This window comes from Adhaeribacter aquaticus DSM 16391 (genome assembly GCF_000473365.1).
In the GTDB taxonomy this organism is placed as follows: Bacteria; Bacteroidota; Bacteroidia; order Cytophagales; family Hymenobacteraceae; genus Adhaeribacter; species Adhaeribacter aquaticus.
Genome location: NZ_KI421517.1, coordinates 1,714,874 through 1,732,644 on the forward strand (window position 1 = coordinate 1,714,874; position 17,771 = coordinate 1,732,644).

General features: G+C 39.9%; 11 protein-coding genes, 2 tRNA genes and 3 rRNA genes. 2 read left to right on the forward strand and 14 right to left on the reverse strand.

Going from position 1 to position 17,771, the window contains the following annotated elements:
- Nucleotides 1-32: 32 nt before the first annotated feature.
- Nucleotides 33-1,145 (forward strand): glycosyltransferase family 9 protein, encoded by a 1,113-nt coding sequence (locus tag ADHAQ_RS25200; protein WP_051359828.1) that lies wholly within the window; start codon nt 33-35, stop codon nt 1,143-1,145.
- Here the strand turns inward: ADHAQ_RS25200 and ADHAQ_RS0109670 are convergent.
- The 13 genes from ADHAQ_RS0109670 to ADHAQ_RS0109730 all read right to left on the reverse strand — a co-directional run bounded on the left by ADHAQ_RS0109670 (nt 1,120) and on the right by ADHAQ_RS0109730 (nt 15,021).
- Nucleotides 1,120-2,253, reverse strand: coding sequence for a glycosyltransferase (locus tag ADHAQ_RS0109670; RefSeq protein ID WP_026462755.1), 1,134 nt, complete (start codon nt 2,251-2,253; stop codon nt 1,120-1,122). The two genes, ADHAQ_RS25200 and ADHAQ_RS0109670, sit on opposite strands and share 26 nt — an antisense overlap.
- A complete protein-coding gene (locus ADHAQ_RS0109675) occupies nt 2,246-3,223 on the reverse strand; it encodes a glycosyltransferase family 2 protein (protein ID WP_026462756.1) in 978 nt (325 codons plus the stop codon). Before ADHAQ_RS0109675 ends, ADHAQ_RS0109670 begins: the two co-directional genes overlap by 8 nt.
- Nucleotides 3,224-3,231: 8 nt before the next feature.
- Complete coding sequence (locus ADHAQ_RS0109680; protein WP_051359829.1) at nt 3,232-3,774, reverse strand: DUF4199 domain-containing protein; 543 nt, start codon at nt 3,772-3,774, stop codon at nt 3,232-3,234.
- Nucleotides 3,775-3,786: 12 nt separating this feature from the next.
- Nucleotides 3,787-4,296 carry a DUF4199 domain-containing protein gene (locus ADHAQ_RS0109685; RefSeq protein WP_034256719.1) on the reverse strand — a complete coding sequence of 170 codons (510 nt, stop codon included), beginning with the start codon at nt 4,294-4,296 and terminating at the stop codon, nt 3,787-3,789.
- Between the two features lie 28 nt (nt 4,297-4,324).
- Nucleotides 4,325-5,599, reverse strand: coding sequence for a dihydroorotase (locus tag ADHAQ_RS0109690; protein WP_026462759.1), 1,275 nt, complete (start codon nt 5,597-5,599; stop codon nt 4,325-4,327).
- A 1-nt stretch (nt 5,600) separates the two neighbouring features.
- A complete protein-coding gene (locus tag ADHAQ_RS0109695) occupies nt 5,601-7,625 on the reverse strand; it encodes a BatA domain-containing protein (RefSeq protein ID WP_026462760.1) in 2,025 nt (674 codons plus the stop codon).
- Nucleotides 7,626-7,891: 266 nt separating this feature from the next.
- Nucleotides 7,892-8,003 (reverse strand): 5S ribosomal RNA (gene rrf / locus ADHAQ_RS0109700).
- A 127-nt stretch (nt 8,004-8,130) separates the two neighbouring features.
- Nucleotides 8,131-11,018, reverse strand: a 23S ribosomal RNA gene (locus tag ADHAQ_RS0109705).
- A 233-nt stretch (nt 11,019-11,251) separates the two neighbouring features.
- Nucleotides 11,252-11,325 (reverse strand) — tRNA-Ala (locus tag ADHAQ_RS0109710).
- 13 nt (nt 11,326-11,338) lie between these two features.
- Nucleotides 11,339-11,412, reverse strand: a tRNA-Ile gene (locus ADHAQ_RS0109715).
- 240 nt (nt 11,413-11,652) lie between these two features.
- Nucleotides 11,653-13,173 (reverse strand): 16S ribosomal RNA (locus tag ADHAQ_RS0109720).
- The 16S, 23S and 5S rRNA genes sit together here with 2 tRNA genes alongside, the layout of an rRNA operon.
- An 896-nt stretch (nt 13,174-14,069) precedes the next feature.
- Nucleotides 14,070-14,345 (reverse strand): hypothetical protein, encoded by a 276-nt coding sequence (locus ADHAQ_RS0109725; RefSeq protein WP_026462761.1) that lies wholly within the window; start codon nt 14,343-14,345, stop codon nt 14,070-14,072.
- Nucleotides 14,346-14,418: 73 nt separating this feature from the next.
- Complete coding sequence (locus ADHAQ_RS0109730) at nt 14,419-15,021, reverse strand: ParA family protein (protein WP_026462762.1); 603 nt, start codon at nt 15,019-15,021, stop codon at nt 14,419-14,421.
- Nucleotides 15,022-15,680: 659 nt separating this feature from the next.
- On the opposite strand from ADHAQ_RS0109730, the gene ADHAQ_RS0109735 reads away from it, so the two are divergent.
- Nucleotides 15,681-16,607, forward strand: a complete 927-nt coding sequence (locus ADHAQ_RS0109735) for a replication initiation protein (RefSeq protein ID WP_026462763.1) — start codon at nt 15,681-15,683, stop codon at nt 16,605-16,607.
- 237 nt (nt 16,608-16,844) lie between these two features.
- On the opposite strand, the gene ADHAQ_RS0109740 is transcribed toward ADHAQ_RS0109735, so the two are convergent.
- Entirely contained in the window at nt 16,845-17,516 is a 672-nt protein-coding gene (locus ADHAQ_RS0109740) for a recombinase family protein (RefSeq protein ID WP_026462764.1), read from the reverse strand.
- Between the last annotated feature and the right edge of the window lie 255 nt (nt 17,517-17,771).

Consider the following 17,771-nt stretch of genomic DNA (forward strand, 5'->3'; position numbering starts at 1 on the left):
TACTTACTCCATACCCTTAATAACTTTTAGGCATGCCAGAAATAAACGGTGTATTAGTTAATACCGATTGCATTCATTTTAGAGGCGATCTTCCTTGTAAACCTAACAAGGAAGAAGGATACCGCTGTGAAGGTTGCCCGGTTTATACACCAATTCAAAAAAGAGTTTTAATTATTAAATTAGGAGCCATTGGCGATGTTATCCGGACCACACCGCTTGTCCGGAAAATCAGGGAAGAATACCCTGATGCTAAAATTACCTGGCTTACGCATACCCCGGCCATATTACCCAAGTATGCCGTAGATGAAATCCTTAAATTTGATCTGGCTGCTATCCTTTACCTACAAAGCACCTCATTTGATGTTCTGTACAACCTGGATAAAGATAAAGAAGCTTGTGCCTTGCATGATAGCATAAGGGCCGAGGAAAAATATGGTTACCGGATGGAAAACGGCGGGGCTTTTCCATCCAATAAATTAGCCAATCATAAATACCTGACCGGGGTTTTTGATGATATCAGTTTAAGCAACCAAAAATCTTACGTAGAAGAAATTTTTGAAATTTGCGGATGGCAATTTAAAGGCGAAGAATATATTTTTGACAACCATGAAGAGAAAGGCTACAACTGGCCTTTCGATAAAACCCACCCCCTTATTGGTTTAAATACTGGTTGCGGTGACCGCTGGACTACCCGTTTATGGTCGGATGAGAAATGGGTTGAATTAATAAAATTATTACAACAGGAACATTATAATGTTGTACTATTAGGTGGTGAACAGGAAGACGCCCGTAATAAAACCCTTAGTAGCCTGACCGGGGCTACTTATTTGGGTTATTTTAAACTAGAACAGTTTATTAACCTGATGTACCAGATGGATGTTATTGTAACGCAGGTTACCATGGCCATGCATATTTCCATTGCGCTGCAGAAACAACTGGTACTAATGAATAATATATTTAACCCTTACGAGTTTGAGTTATATAACCGGGGATACATTGTACAACCGGAGAAAGAATGTGCCTGCTTTTACCGGGGCACCTGTAAATTTGGCGTATCATGTATGGAAGATTTACCGCCAGCCAAGGTCCTGCACCATGTAAAACTTTGCTTGCCGCAATCTAAACCTGGTATGCTAACTGTTTAATTACCGTTAGCATACTTTCCCAAGAAAATTGTTTTTTTAAAGCAGGAATATTTGCTGTAAATTCTGCCTCCCGGTTATGGGTATAAAAATCTACCAACGCATCAGCTATAGCCTGTGGCTCGGCAGGTGTTACATAACCAACCTTGCCATCCGGAATAAGTTCAGCCAAGCCTCCCACATCGGTTACTAACATTGGCTTATCAAAATGATAAGCAATTTGCGACACGCCACTTTGGGTTGCGTGTTTGTAAGGTTGTACCACTAAGTCAGCAGCACAGAAGTAGTGTACCACTTCATTATTAGGTATAAAATTGGTGGCTCTTATAATGCGTTCTTCCATGTCATATTTTTTAATAATGGTTTCATAAGGTTGGGGATCCTCATAAAACTCTCCGGCTATTATTAACTTGACTGGTAATGATTTTAATCGTTCATCAGCAAAAGCATGTAACAATAAATCTAATCCTTTATAAGCCCTGATAAAACCAAAAAACAGGATGTACTTATAATGGGGATCTAATTTTAGATATTGCAAAGCCTTAGCCTTGGATTCCAGTTCCCCAAAATTATCGTATAACGGATGAGCATGGTATACCTTAGGTTTCTTAGCCTGCAATACTTCCAGATCTTGCAAAACAGCCCGTGACATGGTAATAAAACCCTGAATAGGCGAAAGGAAATATTTAGTAAAAGGGACATCTCCTATGCGCTTTTCGTGCGGAATTACATTGTCCGTTATAGCTAAAATTTTAGTAAATTTATTGAGTGCTACTATACGGGCAATTGTACCTAAGGCCGGTCCCATAAAGGGCAGCCAAAACCGAAAAATTATGATAGCTGGCTTTTTATGTTTTAAATAATTTCCAGCTTTAACCCATGAAATAGGGTTTACAGAATTTATAAGCGGTTTAATAGTTAGGTTTTGGGGAGCAGGCTCCGAAGAATATTGTGTTTGGCCCGGAAACAAAAAATCAGGATACTGTAAACTAAAAGTAACAATCTCTACGCTGTCGCCCTGGTCCTGGAAAGCTTTAGCTAGCCGCTCGTTATAAGTAGCTAAGCCTCCCCGTAAGGGATAGGCCGGCCCAATAATTATAACATTAGCCATAAAACTCTAAGCCCACCCGGTCCCGGATTAAATACTCATTTTTTCGGCTCCCAGATAAAGACACCATTTCGGCCAAAAACCCCGCCAGGAACAATTGTACTCCAACAATTAAGGCTACTAAAGCCAGGTAAAATAAAGGTTTATCTACAATATCCCGCGGCCGTCCGGTATATAAATGAAATACTTTTTCTAAAATAAGCCAGATAGTTATGAGAAGTCCTAAGAAAAAAGAAAGCGTGCCCATCGTTCCGAAAAAGTGCATTGGGCGCTTTTTAAACTTAGATACAAATGTAATTGACAGGAGATCCAGAAATCCATAAACAAAACGTTCTAAGCCAAACTTGGTAATGCCATACTTTCGCTCCCGGTGCTGTACTACCTTTTCTCCAATTTTATAAAAACCATTCCATTTGGCAATAACGGGTATATACCGATGCATTTCCCCATAAACCTCAATGCTTTTAACTACTCGCTGGTCATAAGCTTTCAGACCACAATTAAAATCGTGCAGGTTAATTTTAGAAATCTTACGGGTTACCCCATTGAATAATTTAGTAGGAATGGTTTTAGTAAGGGGATCGTAACGTTTCTTTTTCCAACCTGAAACTAAATCATACCCCTGATTTTTAATCATATTGTACAATTCTGGAATCTCATCCGGCGAATCCTGTAAATCAGCATCCATGGTGATGACCACCTCACCCCGGCACTGACGAAAACCTACGTTCAACGCAGCTGACTTACCATAGTTCCGGTTAAACCGGATACCTTTAATATGGGAATTACCCGCTGCTAAAGATTGAATAATTCGCCAGGAATCATCCGTGCTGCCATCATCTATTAACAAAACCTCGTAGGAAAACTGATTTTCCTGCATTACCCGGCTAATCCACTGGGTTAATTCCGGTAGCGATTCGGCTTCGTTAAGCAACGGAACCACAACCGAAATATTTAAAATTGCTTCCAACATGAATGCTTTTATTCGTATTCTGGTTTTGTATTTTTAGTAATGGCGGCAATTACTAAAGATACTAAAAAACCAAAAAATAAAGTACCTAAAACAGACCAGACAACCATCATCTCCGGCCCCATAAACTTTTCACTCATTTGCATGGCTTGTTCAATTTGCTCATCGCTCATTCCCCTTTCTTCTAATTGAGCCACCTGCATATCTTTTACCCGATCCATAAAACCGCTATCCACAAACTTTACATAAACATAGGTAAATATTCCTGAGATCAATCCCACCACTAGAGCCAGCAACGACCCAATTCCAATCCCCTGACCATATCGCATATAGCCATTACCTGAACTTTTAAAATAATTATGAGCTAAAAAAATACCTGCTCCTAAAATTAAAAAGGAAATCCAGGTTAAGGCTTGGTTCGTTACATTCCACCCCGTTACAAATAATAATAAACTATAAACAACGCTTAGGAAGCTGGTAAAAAAGCCATATCGTATAGCTACCCCAGTAGGGCTATTACCAGCAGGCTGATCCAAGGGAAGATTTTCGTTCATGGCGTTGATATTTTATTTTCTAAAAAATGTAGCTGCAACTATAGAAATAATAAACCCGGTCAGCATTTTCTTCATGAAGTCATCCATGGCCAGGTTAAAAGGAGTTGTTTTTTCTAATTGAGCTAAGGTTTGTTTATAATTGGCCTCCCCAATCATTTCAATAGTTTGAGCTCTAACTGCTTCCATAGCCATTCTCATTTCAGTTATATGCCGCTGAATAACTTCAATTCCGGCAAATACTGAAAATATATAGGTAAGCATAGCCGATGCCAAAGCAGCAAAAAAGGTTATAGTAAGGGCAACCCGAAATGCCTTTAGAAACCCAAGATTCTGGTCATTATATTTTTTATAAGAGGAGGATCCTGCAATAATAAAAACGGGCAAAAACACCAGGGAAAATAAGCTACTTTGCCCGTATGGGTTTAAGCCAGTAAAATATAAAATAAGAATTACTGTAAACCCAAATACGGCACAAATTACACCATACCGGATTCCAGTCCGCACAACAGCCTGATCAAACATAAATTTTTAAATTTGAGGACAAAGGTAACTATAAATTATATTCCGGATTGATTACCACTTGTCCCTTATTAATGATGCCGTATACCTGCCCGGTTAGTTCCAGACCAAAGAATGGGCTGTTATCGGCTTTAGAAGCCGAATTTTGAACTAGGGGCACCCATTTTTTTAAAGGATTAAATAAAGTAAAATTAGCTAACTCTCCTTCTTTTAATACTGGAACAGGTAATCCTAAAATTTTTCTGGGGTTTACGGTAAACTTAGTAATTAAATCCTCGACCTCTAAGGAAGAATAAGTAATGGCCACTGAAAAAGCTGTTTCAAGATTAATTATACCAAACTCTGCTAAATCAAATTCTAGTTTCTTAGATTCAGTATCCTGTGGCTTATGCGCCGAAACCAAGGCATCAATAGTGCCATCTTTTAATCCCTGAATAATACCCTCTTTATCCGCTTGAGACCGAAAAGGAGGGTTAACTTTATAATTGGTATCAAAATCCAATATATCTTCATCCGTAAAGGCAACCTGGTAGCTGGCCACATCGCAAGTTACCGCCAAGCCTCGGACTTTGGCTTCCCGGACCATATTAATTGCCCCGGCAGTAGAAAGCAAAGAAAGATGAAGTTTACCCCCACTATATTCCAGCAATTGTAAATCACGGGATACAACCACCTCTTCAGCTAATGCCGGAATACCTTTCAAACCTAGCCTAGTACTGGCTATTCCCTCATGCATCTGACCATGCTGGCTTAAACCTGCATGTTGAGGCCTTTGTATAACAAGACCATCGAAAAACTGTACATAATGTAAAGCTTTTAGAAGTAGATCGGCTCCTTGAATTCCTTCTTCCCCATCAGTAAAGGCAACTGCACCTGCCTGATGCAGATCTATCATTTCAGTTAAATCTTTACCCAACGTATCTACTGAAACAGCTCCTGCCGGTAAAAAGGTAATAGGTAAATGAGCAGTACGGCTCTGTATGTAGGCAATAGCATTTTTAGTCTGAACAACAGGTTGAACAGTAGGCAAACTTACTATTTCTGTAAATCCACCTTTAGCGGCTGCATTTGCCACTGAAAATAAATCTTCTTTATGCTCAAATCCAGGATCACCAAACCAGCAATTCATATCAACCCAACCAGCGGATAAACACAAACCTTCCTCTTCAATTATATCATCAGCTTCTTTTTCATCGGGCCCTAAATAAACAACTTTACCTTCAGCAATTAGAATATTGGAATTTGCAAGATGAAAGGAGGAGGACTGATCAAATATTTTAATGTTTTTAAGGAGCGTACGCTTCATATTATAAAAACCTGACTAGTAAAATTTCAAAAAATGCGAAAATCAAGCACAATATTAGGCAATATTTCCAAAGTTGCGTACCAAAGTTTTCCTGAGAGAAGATTTTTTTAATAGCAATTTCATCAGAAGCATCTAGTATTTTAATATTTTTAGCGTTTTCAGCAAAATTTTTGAGCTCTGTTACAGAATAACTATCTAATTCAGATTCTTGTTTAGGGAAATTAAATGCAAAATCTGTTAGCACTTTCTGGTTACTGGTTAATTGATAAAACCCTGATTTATTTAATTCATTAGGTATACTAAAAACTAATTTTCCTTCCCTAACTTGTTGTTCCGGTATATATACTACGCTATCTTTTACCAATTTAAAAACATCTTTTTCAGAATATTTTTGATCCATTAATGAAAAGTTGATAGCGGGAGATCCTAAATCGTAAGCCGAATACTGCTTAAGTTTAAAACTTTCCATAGCAATTTTATACATCACAGGAACGAATAAGGAATGGTTAGCAAAGTTGGTATATTCCTCTAGTAAGGGAGTACTAAACAAAAACACTTGTCCAGACCCTCTTTTAAAAAAGGAAAGGAATTTATCTCCATTTTTAAATTTTAAAATATCACCGGTTGCTTTGGTCCACCTAAGAATATTAAATCCTTTAGGCATATCTATGCGAGAATGGTTCATTTCAAAAATACGTTCAAAAAAAGGATTACTTTTATCAGGAGAGGCAAGTTCGGTTTGAGCAGTGTTGGAAGGACTTTTGTCTGCTGCCGAAGAGCTAATTTTCAACTTATTTATAAATTGTAAAAAGTTACCATTAATTTCTTTAGGTGGTACTATAATAAGATTTCCTCCTTTAGCGACAAAATCCTCCAAATTACCAACTAAGGCCATAGAAACGGTATTAAGACCATTAACAATAATTAAATCAGCTTTTTGAAGTTTTGCAAAATTAAATTGAGCAGCAGTTAAATGGGAATAATTAAATACAGGTTCATTAGCATACAAATGCTGAGTAGGTACACCACCTTGTTCTGATAAATCTAAAATGTTTAATTTACTGGAAGCTTGTAAAGTAAAGTAATAAGTATTATCAAATTCAACCGGAAAATCCTGTAAAACAATTTTGCATTGTTTTAAATTAGGATCACTTAATTTAAATTGGAAGGTAACATTAGAAATTCCTTTACCAGGTATATTTACAGCCAAAGCAGAAACCTGTTGAGATCCAATAAAAAATTTAACCTGGCAGCTTTTTATTTCCTTCAAACCAGAATTCCTTAATTTAACTGTAATCTTATTAAGATCATTCAGCCGGACAAACTCATCTTCCAGAAAAACACTATCAACAAAAGCATTATGTTCCGCTGTCCCTTTTAAATGAATAAAATAGTAATTATTATCAGGAGTAAGCTCTTTAAGTAAATTAGGATTGAAGTAGTTCCTTTGAAAATCGGAGTAAAAAACAATTTCCGCGGGTTCTTTACTTGAAATGGCAATGCTAGAAAAAACAGATTTAGGAGATTTATTATTAGCTGAGAAAGTAACATCATCTAAATGATTTAATACTTTTTCTTTAGTAAAGGCATTATATATATTAGACCTGTTAGTTTGATCTACATAAAAGAACCTGCTGTTATTTCCAGAAAATTCAATTAAACTTCTCAAATGTTTGTTAGCAATATCTAATAAATTATTTCCTTCCGTTTCAGCTTCATTTTCTAAACTGAAAGAATTATCCACAAAAATTTTCAGGTGATTCGAAGTTCTTTGATCAACGATGTTCTCTGGGATAAAAGGTTGCGCAAACATTAGAACAAAAAATACAATAAAAAAAACCCGAGAAAGCAGAACAAGGATATGCTTTAACCTTCTATGACTTGAAGTAATATTTTTAACCTCTTTAATAAAAGCAACATTAGTAAAAGCAACTCTTTTAGCCCTCCTTAACTCTATAAGATGAATAACGACTGGAATAGATATAGCAAGTAATCCAAATAAAAAAGTAGGAGCTAGAAAATTCATATCTTATTTGTTGGTAAACCCGAAGCTATAATAAAAAGATACTACTAAAACAGGAAAGGTAAAATATTATTTTAAATATTCTGTTAAACGGAAGTAAGAAAAAAAGGGTGATTAACAAAATTTCCCTTTTGCGGTTTGACCAATTAAAGTAAGTTAAAGGGGGGATATACAGGTTTAGGGGGTAAGAGAGCAGTTAGGGGTAGTAATATTTAAGGTTAGGCAAAAAAAAATCCCCTGATTACGAATAAACAGGGGATTTAGAATGGGGTTGGCGGCTACCTACTCTCCCGCTTGTGACAGCAGTACCATTGGCGCAACGGGGCTTAACTTCTCTGTTCGGAATGGGAAGAGGTGAACACCCGCGCAATAACCACCATTATTTTTCTTGATCTTTCGATCGTGATGCTGACGATTCAGCATTAATGTTTTTAAAGTATTTTGACTTAAAGAGAGAGAGAATAATTAAAAAGAAAAGAAGTAGAAGTAAAAAGTAAACTACTTGCTTTAAAGAAAGCATACGGGTAATTAGTACTGCTCAGCTGTGATATTTCTACCTTTACACCTGCAGCCTATCAACGTCATCATCTATAACGACCCTTAAAAGAAATCTCATCTTGAGGTGAGTTTCGCACTTAGATGCTTTCAGCGCTTATCTCGTCCAAGCGTAGCTACCCTGCGCTGCAGCTGGCGCCACAACAGGTGCACTAGAGGCTTGTCCAACCCGGTCCTCTCGTACTAAGGTCAGGTCCTCTCAAATTTCTTGCGCCCACAACAGATAGGGACCGAACTGTCTCACGACGTTCTGAACCCAGCTCGCGTGCCACTTTAATCGGCGAACAGCCGAACCCTTGGGACCTTCTCCAGCCCCAGGACGTGACGAGCCGACATCGAGGTGCCAAACCTCCCCGTCGATATGAGCTCTTGGGGGAGATCAGCCTGTTATCCCCGGCGTACCTTTTATCCTTTGAGCGATGGCCCTTCCATACGGGACCACCGGATCACTATATCCGTCTTTCGACCCTGCTCGGCTTGTCGGCCTCACAGTCAAGCACCCTTCTGCTATTGCACTCTACGCACGGTTACCAAGCGTGCTGAGGGTACCTTTGAAAGCCTCCGTTACTCTTTTGGAGGCGACCACCCCAGTCAAACTACCCACCAAACACTGTCTCCGTTTCCAGATTAGGCTCCAAATAACCCAAGGGTGGTATTTCAACGTTGACTCCACGACGCCTGGCGACGCCGCTTCATAGTCTCCCACCTATCCTACACATGAGTTATCCAGAGTCAATGTTAAGCTATAGTAAAGGTGCACGGGGTCTTTCCGTCCCGTTGCGGGTACTCGGCATCTTCACCGAGACTACAATTTCACCGAGCTCACGGCTGAGACAGCGCCCAGATCGTTACACCATTCGTGCAGGTCGGAACTTACCCGACAAGGAATTTCGCTACCTTAGGACCGTTATAGTTACGGCCGCCGTTTACTGGGGCTTCGATTCAGAGCTTCGCCTTGCGGCTAACCCCCCCTCTTAACCTTCCAGCACCGGGCAGGTGTCAGGCCTTATACTTCATCTTTCGATTTCGCAAAGCCATGTGTTTTTGTTAAACAGTCGCCTGGGCCTTTTCACTGCGGCTTCTTGCATTGCTGCAAGGAAGCGCCCCTTCTCCCGAAGTTACAGGGCCATTTTGCCGAGTTCCTTGGCCGTGATTCACTCGAGCGCCTTAGGATGCTCTCCTCGACTACCTGTGTCGGTTTACGGTACGGGTTGTTTTATTGTAAACGCTTAGCGGGTTTTCTTGGAAGTCTGATTAGGGTCATTATCTCCTTGCCCGAAGGCTTGGAGTACTATCATCTTTCAGCTAGTCTGGCGGATTTGCCTACCAAACCAATACCTACGGACTTTAACGCACTATTCCGTCAGTGCGCAGACCTTTCACTACTCCGTCACCACATCACTCAATAAAACAAGTACTGGAATATTAACCAGTTGTCCATCGACCATTGCTTTCGCTTGCGGCCTTAGGACCCGACTAACCCTGAACCGATTAGCGTTGTTCAGGAAACCTTAGTCTTACGGCGTGCAGGTTTCTCACCTGCATTATCGTTACTTATGCCTACATTTGCTTTTCTCAACGCTCCAGCACCCATTACCAGGTACCTTCATCGCGGTTAAGAATGCTCCCCTACCATATATAAATATATCCATAGCTTCGGTATTATGCTTGATGCCCGATTATTATCGATGCCCTGTCGCTCGACCAGTGAGCTGTTACGCACTCTTTAAATGAATGGCTGCTTCCAAGCCAACATCCTGGCTGTCAAAGCAACTGGACCTCCTTTGTTCAACTTAGCATAAATTTAGGGACCTTAGCTGATGGTCTGGGTTCTTTCCCTCTCGGCCTTGGACCTTAGCACCCAAAGCCTCACTGCCGTGTATATTTTATAGCATTCGGAGTTCGTCAGGATTCGGTAGGATTTGACTCCCCCTAGTCCTATCGGTAGCTCTACCTCTATAAAACTCAACCACGACGCTGTTCCTAAAAACATTTCGGGGAGTACGAGCTATTTCTCAGTTTGATTGGCCTTTCACCCCTACCCTCAACTCATCCAAATCCTTTTCAACGGAAACTGGTTCGGTCCTCCATGTGGTGTTACCCACACTTCAACCTGGTCAAGGGTAGATCACAAAGTTTCGCGTCTACCCCCTCTGACTGTGCGCCCTATTCAGACTCGCTTTCGCTGCGGCTCCGAGCCTTTAGACTCTTAACCTTGCCAGAGAGGAGTAACTCGTAGGCTCATTATGCAAAAGGCACGCCGTCACCCCACAAAAGGGCTCCGACCGCTTGTAAGCGTATGGTTTCAGGTTCTATTTCACTCCTTTATTCAAGGTTCTTTTCACCTTTCCCTCACGGTACTGGTTCACTATCGGTCTCTCAAAAGTATTTAGCCTTACCGGATGGTACCGGCAGATTCAGACGGAATTTCTCTGGTTCCGCCCTACTCAGGATACCACTAGAGCTAAAAAGCTTACGCTGACGGGGCTATCACCCTCTATGGCCTACCTTCCCAGGTAGTTTAGCTTCAATTTTTAGTCTCATATCGTGGTCCTACAACCCCGTAGTTGCCGTAACAACTATGGTTTGGGCTCTTCCCCGTTCGCTCGCCACTACTTAGGGAATCATTTTTATTTTCTCTTCCTCCGGGTACTTAGATGTTTCAGTTCTCCGGGTTTGCTCACTTAAAGTGTGACTAGTCTTCAACTAGCCGGGTTGCCCCATTCGGAAATCTGCGGATCAACTCGTATGTGCCAATCCCCGCAGCTTATCGCAGCTTATCACGTCCTTCTTCGCCTTTGAGAGCCTAGGCATCCCCCATACGCTCTTAGTAACTTTCTTTAAAATAGTTTACTCTTTACTTATAGTTAGATTGCTCTAAACTTTGTTTGTATTGCTACAAACCTTCTTTTTATGAATCTTATTATTATTCTCTCTTCTCAGTATGTCAAAGAACTTTCTTCTTAATCGTTCATGTACTAACAGCTTCTCATATCGTAGTTGCTGTTGGTATTGTTCATGATGTCAAGATGTAGTAGTAAAGACCTGTTGTCTTTACTTGGTTTTTAATCTAGTGGAGAATAACGGAGTCGAACCGTTGACCTCCTGCGTGCAAAGCAGGCGCTCTAGCCAGCTGAGCTAATCCCCCTGGTACTTTTGAGTGGGCCTGCCTGGACTCGAACCAGGGACCTCTACATTATCAGTGTAGCGCTCTAACCACCTGAGCTACAAGCCCGCATTTAAACATGTGACTTGCAATCCTGTTAGTCTTTCCCTGCTTACCCTCACAAGCTTACACGCTGTTATTCCACTAAAACTATTTTGTTCAACCAGCCTGTTGCTGATCGTGATAAGATTGAATAAGAGATAAGAATAGCAAACCTTGCTAACTTTTGTATTGCTACTAATAGTTAACTTAAAGGCGTCTATAACAATTGCCCGAAGACAATATGATAAGGTTTGCAATCAGCTCCAGAAAGGAGGTGATCCAGCCGCACCTTCCGGTACGGCTACCTTGTTACGACTTAGCCCCAGTTACCAGTTTTACCCTAAATCGCTCCTTGTGGGTTACGATCTTCAGGTCTCCCTGACTTCCATGGCTTGACGGGCGGTGTGTACAAGGCCCGGGAACGTATTCACCGCGTCATTGCTGATACGCGATTACTAGCGATTCCAGCTTCATGAGGTCGAGTTGCAGACCTCAATCCGAACTGAGAACGGTTTTTTGAGATTGGCATCTTGTTACCAAGTAGCGACCCTTTGTACCGTCCATTGTAGCACGTGTGTAGCCCTAGGCGTAAGGGCCATGATGACTTGACGTCATCCCCACCTTCCTCACTGCTTGCGCAGGCAGTCTCTTTAGAGTCCCCACCATAATGTGCTGGCAACTAAAGATAGGGGTTGCGCTCGTTGCGGGACTTAACCCAACACCTCACGGCACGAGCTGACGACAGCCATGCAGCACCTTGCTTTGTGTCCCGAAGGAAAGATCCATCTCTGGATCGGTCACGCGCATTCTAGCCTAGGTAAGGTTCCTCGCGTATCATCGAATTAAACCACATGCTCCACCGCTTGTGCGGGCCCCCGTCAATTCCTTTGAGTTTCACCCTTGCGGGCGTACTCCCCAGGTGGATTACTTAACGCTTTCGCTAAGACGCTGACAGTTTATCGCCAACATCGAGTAATCATCGTTTACAGCGTGGACTACCAGGGTATCTAATCCTGTTCGCTCCCCACGCTTTCGTGCCTCAGCGTCAGTTACAGCCTAGTAAGCTGCCTACGCAATCGGTGTTCTTGATAGTATCTATGCATTTCACCGCTACACTATCAATTCCGCCTACCTCGTCTGTACTCAAGCCTTGCAGTATCAATGGCAGTTCCATCGTTGAGCGATGGGCTTTCACCACTGACTTACAAGGCCGCCTACGCACCCTTTAAACCCAATAAATCCGGACAACGCTTGCACCCTCCGTATTACCGCGGCTGCTGGCACGGAGTTAGCCGGTGCTTATTCATCTAGTACCGTCAGTTCCTCTCGCAAGAGTATTTTCTTCCTAGATAAAAGCAGTTTACAACCCAGAAGGCCTTCATCCTGCACGCGGCATGGCTGGGTCAGACTTGCGTCCATTGCCCAATATTCCCTACTGCTGCCTCCCGTAGGAGTCTGGTCCGTATCTCAGTACCAGTGTGGGGGATCATCCTCTCAGAACCCCTAGACATCGTAGCCTTGGTGAGCCGTTACCTCAACCAACTAGCTAATGTCACGCATGCCCATCTTCTATCGCCGTAGCTTTAATCATCTTCAGATGCCATCAAATGATATTATGCGGTATTAATCTTCCTTTCGGAAGGCTATCCCCCAATAGAAGGTAGGTTGCATACGCGTTACGCACCCGTGCGCCACTAATCTAGGTATTGCTACCTAGACCCGTTCGACTTGCATGTATTAGGCCTGCCGCTAGCGTTCATCCTGAGCCAGGATCAAACTCTCCATTGTAGAAAATAGATTGTGAATCTTTCGATTCAATTTGTGTAGTCTGATCGCAACGCTCTTTTTTTAACATAAGACCCTGTTAGCCGAAGCTAACATTAAGCACTTATGCGGTTTGCTATTCTTATTCAGTTATTCAAAGAACTTTTTTAAACTCATCTCCAAAAGCTTAGCCCCTGGTAGTTTAAATTGTCACAACCTGTTGTTGTGATATATTACTTATTTTTTATATACTTGCTTCAAACAAGCTCCGAAAGACATCCTCTTTCGTTTTGGGAGTGCAAAGGTAGTAATATTTTTTCTACCCGCAAACTTCTATGCAAAGTTTTTTTATTTTTTTCAGAAGAATCATCTGGATTATTATTCCACTTGATCATTCCTAAAACCTGCTGTTATCTTCTTCTTTGCTTAAGAGACCAACCTAAGCTAAACAACCCTAGTTGATCGTTTTGTTCCCGAAACACTAAACTTTTTAGTTGTTTGGGATAAACTTTTATATGAAGTTTTTTTTTGATGAAGCTTATCAGTTTCAAGCTTCTATTGAAGAGCGTATCTACTCGAGATACATTAACTATTTAGACAATCGTCACAAGGCAATATTGTGGTATGTTTTATTATCTGTCTCACTAAACCCCGAAAGACTGTTTCTTTCGATTTGGGAGTGCAAAAGTAGAAAACTTTTTTCTACTTGCAAACTTCTGCGTAAAGTTTTTTTTAATTTTTGCTTCTAAGCTTCTAAAGAACTTTATGTATCCGTCAATAAGATACTTACTATTAAGTAAAATCTTTCCCGCTCCTTATTACATTATATGCCTTATATTTTATTGCGCCTTATAAAGCATCTGATAGCAATTAGGTAAATAGGTATAGATAACTGTCTGTTTACAAATGACTACCTACACTTATTCTATTGCCCCTAAGCTTTTCAGATAAGCTTCTAAAGCTTGGTCTACCATATCTTTTAATGGTATATCATTAATAACGCTATGCTTTTTAGCAGCCTTTAATATGCTTCCCCGAATTAAAACATTTAACTGTTTCATAATTTCCTTGGGGTCCTCGTGTTCGGATTGTTGCTCAATGGGCCGTATTTCCTGAATAGGAGCCTTAGCCGGACTTGATTTTAGCATGTCTGCAAATCCTTTTAACTTTTCTGACTGAATATCTTTTTTAGCCATATATCATTATTGTTTGTACTTATACTAACCTAATACCCTACAATAATATTAAAATATAAACCTATTAAAGTATTTATTTGATTGCTTCTACAATTTCACCGGCTAAACTGGTTATTTCTTCTTTTGCTTTTTTATCCTCACTAGTTAATACACCACCATTAATTGGCGATCGGGCAAAACTCACCCGATCATGAATAACAGTTTTAAGTGTAGGAGCTTCCATACTTTTTAAAAGCTCTGTTACTTCTGAATTGATACCGGACCGATGCTTAACCATATTTAATACTATCCCGGCTTTTAAACCAGGTTGTAGCTGCTGTGCTTGATTAATTAATTCCAAGGTTCCCTTTATGGCCATCACATCAAAAAATCCGGCTTTTGTAGGTACAAGCACATAATCAGATATTTGAAACAGCTCAGGTAAGCGGGCCGACAAATAAGGCGGCGTATCGACTATTACTACATCATAATCTAAGGCCTGAATTTGACTAAATTGATCTTCTGTAATAATTGTAATATCTGGAAATAGTTCTTTTAATCCACTAATACTGCCTTGTGGATCAATATCTACCAAAGCAATATTTAGTTGACCTATAAAGCAAGCAGCAAGATTCAAAGCTAAAGTACTTTTCCCTACTCCTCCTTTCTGATGTGCTACAGTTATAATTTTAGGCATAAAAATCTAAGAAAACATTTATACTAGGATAATAATTATAAATTAAAATAATAAAATATCATCCTAGGTTAGTAGTAAAATAACCAATTGGCCTTAAAATTACCATTATTATCTTACTTTAATAGGTTATTTGATAAGCGTAGGCAAGTAATGCGCTTAGTGGGTCCTAAAATTAGTAAGCGCTAATCAGAAACCTTTATTCCTAGAAGATGATCTATTCAACTTTTAAATTCAAAACTAGTATGAGATTGCAATAGTTATAAAACTTAGTAAATACTAAGCGTTTTAGCATTTAATTAACTTATGAAACCTGTTTTTTGCGCCGCCCGCCGCCCCTCTACGCATTCCCGATTTTTTTGATTTGATTTTTTTTGAATTTACTTCTTTAAACCCTCCTAAAAGCCTTTACATCACAAATTTGTGAATTATTTGAATTATTTGATATATTTGTAAGGTTTGCAAGCTACTGACATTCAATTATTTACAGCGATTAAAAAACAGGTTTTATAAGTTAAAAAACAGGTTTTATAAGTTAAAAAACAGGTTTTATAAGCGTAAAAAACAGGTTTTATAAGTTTATCAAACAGGTTTTATAAGTTAAAAAACAGCAAGTACGCATTGACCTGTTTTTTGTGCTAGTTTTTTGCTAATTTGCCTGCATGATGGAAGCTCTGGAGACTAAAGAAACGCACCTGCAGGTAAGACACCACAATGCAATTACTAATGCCCGACATGATTTAACTGCTGTACAATTAGATATTTACTTTATGTTGCTTTCCCGGTTAAAGCCAGGGGATACTGCATCTACCAAATATCAAATAAGTGTTAAGGAGATAGAAGAACTTACGGGCCGGGGTTGGAACTACCAGCAGTTACGGGAAGCTACTGCCGGATTAATTGGAAAAGTTTTTGAAATAGAAGAGGAAGATGGGCTTTTGCAGGTAGCCATGATGAGCAGTGCCAAATATTTGAAAGGGCAGGGGCGGATTCAGTTAACCATTGCCGATGAGCTTAAACCGTATCTAGTAGATCTGAAAAATAATTTTACTTCTTTCCAGCTCTTTTGTGTGCTATCCATGAGCAGTAAATACGCCAAGTGGCTGTATGTACAGTTCTCTCGCTGGAAGGATATAGGTTACTTATCTTTTGAAGTGGAGCAACTACGGTATAGGCTCAACCTGAAAGATCCTAACGGCAAGAATACCGAACAGTACAAACAATGGGGACAGTTTAAAGACAATGTAATTGAGCCATCCATTAAGCAAATAAATGAACTATCTGATATCCGGGTAGAATATACCATTGAGAAGAAAGGAAGGGCCATCCACAAGCTTAATTTTACTATAAGAACGGTAGACCAATATCAAACTGTTATTCCCTTCGAAACTTCCGATACAGATCAGGAAGCAATTCAGTTAAAGCGTAGGCTAAATGATATTGGCATACTAGATAAAACTTTGATTAACCTGGTGCTCAATAGCACGGATTTAAGGAAAAAAGCAAATAAATGTTTATATGATATTGCTATTCGGAGAAAAGACATAAGCAACCCAGCTGGTTATTTTCGAACTACTCTGGGAATTTAAGCTTATAATATTTTTGGCTTTCGTAACTAAACTCAAAACTTATACCCGCATCCCAATTCCAGTAAATCTTAAATAGAAATTATCAGTTTTTTTGTCGAGCAGAAATATACAGCATCAATATAACTTATAAAGCAACTGTTATTAGCCTTTAATATGCCCAAGGTTAAATAATTTATCTTAATTCAGGGAAACACCTTAGTTGTCTATTATCATCCGTTAAAAGGCTTTATAATAGCTTTATGTTAGATTGAGTAGCCGTTCGTGTATCCGTTGTACTTGTACAGCCTGAAACTTGCCTCCACGCGACGCTTTAAAGCCAGCAGCATTTAATTTATCAGCTATAGTTGACCAAGTTAATCCTTGAAACTTATATGCCTGAATAAGAGCCGCTGCCCGTATATTATTTTCGTTAGTAAAGGCCTTCTCTTTCAGTACCTGTACCGCTGCTATTCTGGCTTTACTAGTTAAGTTTTCTGGTTTGCCTAATTTAAAGCCTTGGGCTTTTTTAACCTGTAGAGCTGCTTTAGTACGAGAGCTTATTAATTCTCTTTCGTGCTGAGCTAACACCGCAAATATGCCAATAGTTAAGGTATTAGCGTCTGGCATATCAGCACATACAAAATCTATTCCGCTATCTTTTAAAGCAAAGATAAAAGCAGCGTTACGACTAAGCCTATCTAATTTTGCAATTACCAGCGTTGCTTTGGCTTTACTTGCATGCACTATTGCTGCTTGTAATTGAGGTCGATTATCCTTTTTACCGCTTTCTATTTCGATGTACTCGGCTATTATAGAGCTTCCTTTTACAAAAGTATCCACTGCATACTTTTGTGCTTCTAGACCTAATCGGGAGGCAGCTTGCTTAGCAGTAGAAACCCGATAATAAGCAATGTACTTTTTACCCTCCATAAGAGTCGCTAATTTTAATAAATAATAGAAAGTGGTTGTAAAGTAAGTATACCTCCTAATTTACAAACTACAAACGCATGTTTAAGAAATGTAAATTCCCTTTTGCGGTTTGACCAATTAAAGTAAGTTAAAGGGGGGATATACAGGTTTAGGGGGTAAGAGAGCAGTTAGGGGTAGTAATATTTAAGGTTAGGCAAAAAAAAATCCCCTGATTACGAATAAACAGGGGATTTAGAATGGGGTTGGCGGCTACCT